Below are 5657 nucleotides of genomic sequence, written 5' to 3'. Positions count from 1 at the left end.
AAGCTCAAAGAAGTAGTGGCGGCCGCACCAGAAGAATACAAATATATATTTCAAAATCAGTTAAATTTATTAGAGCTTTTGGCAGTTAAATACAATATGGGCGTTAAAACCAGAAGCTTATATAAGCAAAAAGACAAGGCAGGATTAATCAAGCTTTGTGAGCAATATGAATTAGTTTCTCAAAAGCTAGAAGCTTTTTATCAAAGTTTTTCTGCTCAATGGTATAAAGAAAATAAAGGAAATGGATTTGAAGTTCAGGATATACGCCTCGGCGGTTTGATGCAAAGGACAAAAGCAGTTCGTGCACGTATTCTTGATTACTGCAACGGCAAAATAGATAAAATTGAAGAATTAGAAGAAGATATATTGGACTATTTCGGTAACATGCAGAACTATTACAAAGACAAAAACTTTAGATTTAATAGCTGGATACAAACCGCAAGTCCTAACAATATATAGCTTGGCTTTCAATAACATAAAGGAGTACAAAAGATAAATCATGGTTACTATTGCGATTTTAGGATTAGGGGCTCGAGGCGGATATATTTATGCAAATTGTCTAAAAAACAACGATAAGGCAAAAGTTGTAGCAATTTGTGATATAAACAAAGAAAAAGTAGCCAAACTTAAGGAGTTCTTTAACCTAACAGATGATCAATGTTTTGTCGATCAAGACGAATTACTAAAGCTAAAAAGGGCTGATGGAATAATTATCGCTAATGACGATGATGATCATTATTATAGCGTGATGAAAGCATTGGATTTGGGTTACGATGTTTTGTTAGAAAAGCCTATTAGTCCTAATCCCGTAGAATGCTTGAAAATTGCTAAAAAAGCAAATGAACTTAACAAAAAGGTAATAGTAGCGCATGTCTTACGGTACGCTCCTTTTTATGATACCATTAAGAACATAATCACTAGCGGAAAAATAGGTGATATTATTGACATGTCACAGACAGAAAATGTAGGTTTTTGGCATTATGCGCATTCATTTGTAAGAGGAAATTGGAACAACAGCAACACTTCTAGTCCGATGATTCTTGCAAAATGCTGTCATGACCTTGACATGATCAATTATTTGCTTGATAAACGTTGTATAAGTTTGTCTTCTATAGGCAGCTTAAAATATTTCAACAAAAAGTTCAAGCCTCAAGGCGCAACTCACAGATGTACTGATGGTTGTCCCTATTTGGATACTTGCGAATATAATGCGATTAATGTTTATATCAATCAAGCAACAAATAACAACAACGGTTGGCTTGCACAGTACGTTTCCGTTGACCAATCCAAAGAAAGCATCATGAACGGTTTGAGAACAGGTCCTTATGGAATTTGCGTATGGGATTGCGACAACAATGTTGTGGATCATCAAACAGTATTGATGCAATATGAAAATGAAGTAACTGCAACATTACACATGAATATTTTCTCAAAAGATTGCTTTAGAGAATTGCGTATTTCAGGAACAAAGGGCGAAATAATAGCCAATGACAGAGATAACATTATACAGGTTAATTGCTGGGACGGACAAAACCAAACAATAGATATTAATAAAGAATTTCCCCATATGATCGGACATGGAAATGGAGATCTTGTATTAACTAATCGATTCGTTGATATGCTGTCTAATGAAAGTTGTTATGTAGCTAATATAGACCAAAGCATTTCAAGCCATATCAACGCTTGCGTCGCAGAGAGATCAAGAGTATTGGGCGGTAAAAACATAGTAATTGACGATTATATAAAAGAAATAACAAAAGAATAAAAGAGGAAATAACTATGAAAGACAAATGGTTGTATGAAAGATTTGTAGCACACAGAGGCTTACACGGCGGAGAAATAAGAGAAAACACCATGCAAGCATTTGAAGCAGCAGTAAAAAACGGATATAACATCGAACTTGATGTTCAGCTGACTAAGGACAAAGTTGTGGTAGTATTTCATGATTTGAACTTGGCGCGTTTGACTGATTGTGATAAAGATGTAAGTGACCTTACATACGAAGAACTCAAAAAAGTTAGGTACAAAGATTCTCAAGCTGGCATACCGGCATTTAAGGATGTACTTAAATTATGCGAAGGCACCAATTCCGGTCTGATGATCGAATTCAAAAAGAGAAGCTTAGATGAACAGGACACAGAACTAGAAGAAATTGTTTTACCCATGCTAAAAAGTTATAAAGGCAATTTTATTGTTAAGTCTTTTAATCCCTTTAGCGTAGATTTCTTCAGAACTCATGCACCTGAATTTACAAGAGGCTTTTTGTCAGACGCATTAACTATCGAAGATTATCCCGAAGCTGCAAGACAAATGGTCTTGGAGCTTACCAGTGATACCGAGAAAAAAGTAGATTTCATAGATTTTGGCGTAAACAGATTGGATGCAAGCGAATTTTTAAAAGGTATTGAAGGCAAAATGCCTTTAATTGTTTGGACAGTACGCTCTCAGGAAGTTTATGACAAAATCAAAAACCGTGTAAATAACATAATTTTTGAAAATTTTATCCCTAAACAATAAAAAAACAGGTAACCAAAGAAAAAAAGCATTTAGTCTTATAGGCTAAATGCTTTTTGACTATTTAAAGGAGTATTTTTAGGTGGTCAAACCATACCCTAATTCAAACAGATAATCTGGATTTTGAGAATTGATGTCATCTACTGATTTGTACCAAGGCATGGGAAGTTTGCCTGTGAATTTTGCTTCGCCAGTTAAAACAGAAGCGATTCCGTCGCCTTCTGTGCCAGGCAAATAGCTCATTACGACAGCATCCCAGTCGTTTATATAATCATTAATCAGCACATTGCGTCCCGCAACGATTACCGTGATAATAGGTTTATTAAGAGTTTTGGCAAAGTCGATGTCAACTTGGTTTTGAGTTAGTGCTTTGTTCCCTATTATAGAAGGATTGGATGTATCTCCTTGATATTCGGCATAGGGGATTTCTCCTATCGCTAATAGGACGACATCGGCTTCAGAAGCTCTATTTTTATCCGTAATAATTTCTAGATTATGTTTTGACGCGATATTTTTTAGACCTTGTAAAATAGTTGTGCCTTTAGTTAGTGAGTTACCTGTGAGTCCTTGCCATGTAATAGTCCATCCGCCGCATTGAACGCCAAGGTCATCTGCTGCTGGACCAGTAATATATATTTTTTGACCATTTTTAAAAGGCAAAATATTATTATTGTTTTTTAGCAATACTTGCGATTTTTCAACCAGTTGCTTAGCTAAAGCTCGACCTTCAGAAGTTCCCAATTCATTTATACCAATATCGTCTTGGCTTAGATAAGGCTTTTCAAAAAGTTCCATTTCAAATTTTACTTTCAAAATTCGTGCTACTGCATCATCCACTCTTTCTTGAGATATTTTATTATTCTTAACTCCTTTTACAATGGCATTTATAGCGTTTTTGTAGTTACTTGGTTCCATAAACATATCAAGTCCAGAATTAACTGCAATCATTACTTTTTCCTCATAGGTCGGTGCTTTAATTTCCCAAATACCTTCCCAGTCTGAAATGACAAAACCGCTAAAGCCCAATTCATTTTTTAAAACATCAGTTATCCAATATTTGTTTTCGTGCATCTTTTTTCCATGATAAGAATTAAATGAAACCATAATGCATTTTACGCCGTTTTCGATCATTTGCTTATAAGGTTCTAAATATAATTCTCTGAATTTCTCTTCATCTATTATTACATCACCGCGATCAATGAGTTCGTCTTTTCCAGTACCGAATTGCGTTCCGCCGTCGCCGACATAATGCTTAGCGCATGCAAGTACATTTTCACTTTGCTGTCCTTTTAAATAACTTTTTGCAAGACTGCTAACAATATCAGGATCAGAAGAAAAGCTTTCGTAAGTGCGCCCCCATCTGAGATCCTGTACTACCGCCACACATGGACCAAAATTAAACAGGACACCAGTTAATTTCATTTCTTTAGCAACATAAGCGCCCATTTGTTTTGTTAATTCAGGGTCATTTGCCGCGCCAATTCCTATATTATGAGGAAAAATAACTGCGTGTTTTAATGTGTTGTGTCCATGCACAGCATCAACGCCATAAAAATACGGTATTTTTAGACGCGTTTGTAATGCAGCACTTTGATAATTATTAATTGTTTTTATCCAATTTTCAACAGTATTTATACCGTTTGGTATAGATCCCCCTCCGCTCAAAATAGAACCTAATCCCAGGTTAGTCATTTCTTTTTGGCTTACATATGCTTGTTCTCCTTGAACCATCTGTCCCGCTTTTTCTTTTAGCGTCATTCTACTAATCAAGTCTTCAACTCTTTTTTCTACGCTATAAGAAGGATTAAGATAAATAGCATCATCCTTATCTTTACAGCCTAAAAAATTAATAGATATTAAGCATATTAAAATCAGAATAGAAAGAAAAAAAGAAAGGTGTTTTTTCATTTATATCCTCCCCAACACTATATATTTAAAATATCATTTGTCTTTTATATAGTCAATATCAAAATTAAAAAAATATTAGTAACATTAAATAATGACTTACATATGATTATTTATTTTTTGTTGAATAAGATATAGTAAAAACAACTAAAGTTTTGCATCAAAAATTAATTGACAAAGTAAAAAAATATTGTATGATGAATTAAAAAAAATTTACTGCGGTAAATAATTTATATAATGGGATAAATCAATGGTTACCAGAAAAGTCAGCGAATGCACCAATCCGTATCATATGTAATTTACTGTTTTGAAAAATGAGTTAAAAGGTATTTTATACAGTGCTTGGAATCCATATTTTAGAGGAAGGTTGTAAGAAGGTTGCAATCATACCTGATTTGTGCGGTCTTAAATGGGCAAAGGGAATCTATCTACTCCTTACGGTGAAATTATTGGTTCTCATCGCATGGAAGAACATGGAAAAGTTATAAGCGATATTACATTGCCTAAGAATATTGAGCTTGTGAAAAAAGAAGATATTAATTTATATGATATCAATTAATAATGTTTGAATATCGGAAATGGCAAAAAACATATAAGGAAAAATTTAAAACAAAAGAAAGCAGAAAACAGGCTGCTAAAAAACAAAAGAATTAATTGAAAAAAATCAATGTGATGTTAGTCAAAAGAATCTTAAGATTAGAAAAAAACTTAAGATAAAGGATCTAAAGTCTATAAACTCCCAAATAAGATTTTTTTATGATGTTTTTTGCCTTTCTATATTTTAACTGCCTATAAGTTTATCTTGGGCGGTTTTTAGGATTTTTAATTTATTTCATTTTTGGTCGTTGAGGGTCTATAATCGCGACTGGGTTAAAAAAGTGCTTTTTAATTCTTTGCGGATATTTTATCATTGTAAATCCGTCAAAATTAAGACGTTCACTTATCAACATATTATTTTGATAACTTATAGACATATTTTTGCTTACAGGACAGAAGATATTAAAACCATTTTCTTTTAATACTTTCAGCCGTCTGTCAGAGGGTAAAAAGTGTGTTCCGAAAGGCGGTATGTAGATATTAGTTTTGCCTGTGATAGGTTCTATAATATTTTTCCATTTTTTTAGGTCATTAGTAAAACTTTGAACACTGATTGAGCCGTTTTTGAACTTATTAGAATGGCTATAACTATGGCAAGCGATTTGCCAGCCGTTTAGTTTTAAAGCATTGGCAACTTGCTT

The 5657-nt window shown here is 33.7% G+C and carries 6 protein-coding genes; 4 read left to right on the top strand and 2 right to left on the bottom strand.

Annotated features, from left to right (window positions below; all coding sequences use genetic code 11):
* The 3 genes from VIL26_01210 to VIL26_01200 all read left to right on the top strand — a co-directional run.
* Window positions 1-459, top strand: a 459-nt coding sequence (locus tag VIL26_01210) for a hypothetical protein (GenBank protein ID HEY8389561.1), incomplete at its 5' end; no start/stop codon positions are given.
* A 40-nt stretch (window positions 460-499) separates the two neighbouring features.
* The gene (locus VIL26_01205; protein ID HEY8389560.1) at window positions 500-1765 is read left to right on the top strand and encodes a Gfo/Idh/MocA family oxidoreductase; all 1266 of its coding nucleotides are present in this window, start codon (window positions 500-502) and stop codon (window positions 1763-1765) included.
* A 14-nt stretch (window positions 1766-1779) separates the two neighbouring features.
* Window positions 1780-2517 carry a glycerophosphodiester phosphodiesterase family protein gene (locus tag VIL26_01200; protein ID HEY8389559.1) on the top strand — a complete coding sequence of 246 codons (738 nt, stop codon included), beginning with the start codon at window positions 1780-1782 and terminating at the stop codon, window positions 2515-2517.
* Window positions 2518-2592: 75 nt separating this feature from the next.
* Here the strand turns inward: VIL26_01200 and VIL26_01195 are convergent, their stop codons facing one another.
* The gene (locus VIL26_01195; GenBank protein ID HEY8389558.1) at window positions 2593-4422 is read right to left on the bottom strand and encodes a glycoside hydrolase family 3 protein; all 1830 of its coding nucleotides are present in this window, start codon (window positions 4420-4422) and stop codon (window positions 2593-2595) included.
* A 406-nt stretch (window positions 4423-4828) separates the two neighbouring features.
* On the opposite strand from VIL26_01195, the gene VIL26_01190 reads away from it, so the two are divergent.
* Window positions 4829-4978, top strand: a complete 150-nt coding sequence (locus tag VIL26_01190) for a hypothetical protein (protein ID HEY8389557.1) — start codon at window positions 4829-4831, stop codon at window positions 4976-4978.
* A gap of 268 nt (window positions 4979-5246) precedes the next feature.
* Here VIL26_01190 and VIL26_01185 read toward each other — a convergent pair.
* A partial coding sequence (locus VIL26_01185; GenBank protein HEY8389556.1) for a polysaccharide deacetylase family protein occupies window positions 5247-5657 on the bottom strand: 411 nt, incomplete at its 5' end.

The sequence above is a fragment of the Clostridia bacterium genome, from assembly GCA_036562685.1.
In the GTDB taxonomy this organism is placed as follows: domain Bacteria; phylum Bacillota; class Clostridia; order Christensenellales; family DUVY01; genus DUVY01.
The sequence above is the reverse complement of the archived record's forward strand: the minus strand, read 5'-3'. Positions and strand labels throughout refer to the sequence as shown.

Excerpts from the sequence above, each read along its gene's own strand:
- VIL26_01205 (HEY8389560.1), top strand. The coding sequence starts at position 500 with ATGGTTACTATTGCGATTTTAGGATTAGGGGCTCGAGGCGGATATATT.
- VIL26_01200 (HEY8389559.1), top strand. The coding sequence starts at position 1,780 with ATGAAAGACAAATGGTTGTATGAAAGATTTGTAGCACACAGAGGCTTA.
- VIL26_01195 (HEY8389558.1), bottom strand. The coding sequence starts at position 4,422 with ATGAAAAAACACCTTTCTTTTTTTCTTTCTATTCTGATTTTAATATGC.
- VIL26_01190 (HEY8389557.1), top strand. The coding sequence starts at position 4,829 with ATGGGCAAAGGGAATCTATCTACTCCTTACGGTGAAATTATTGGTTCT.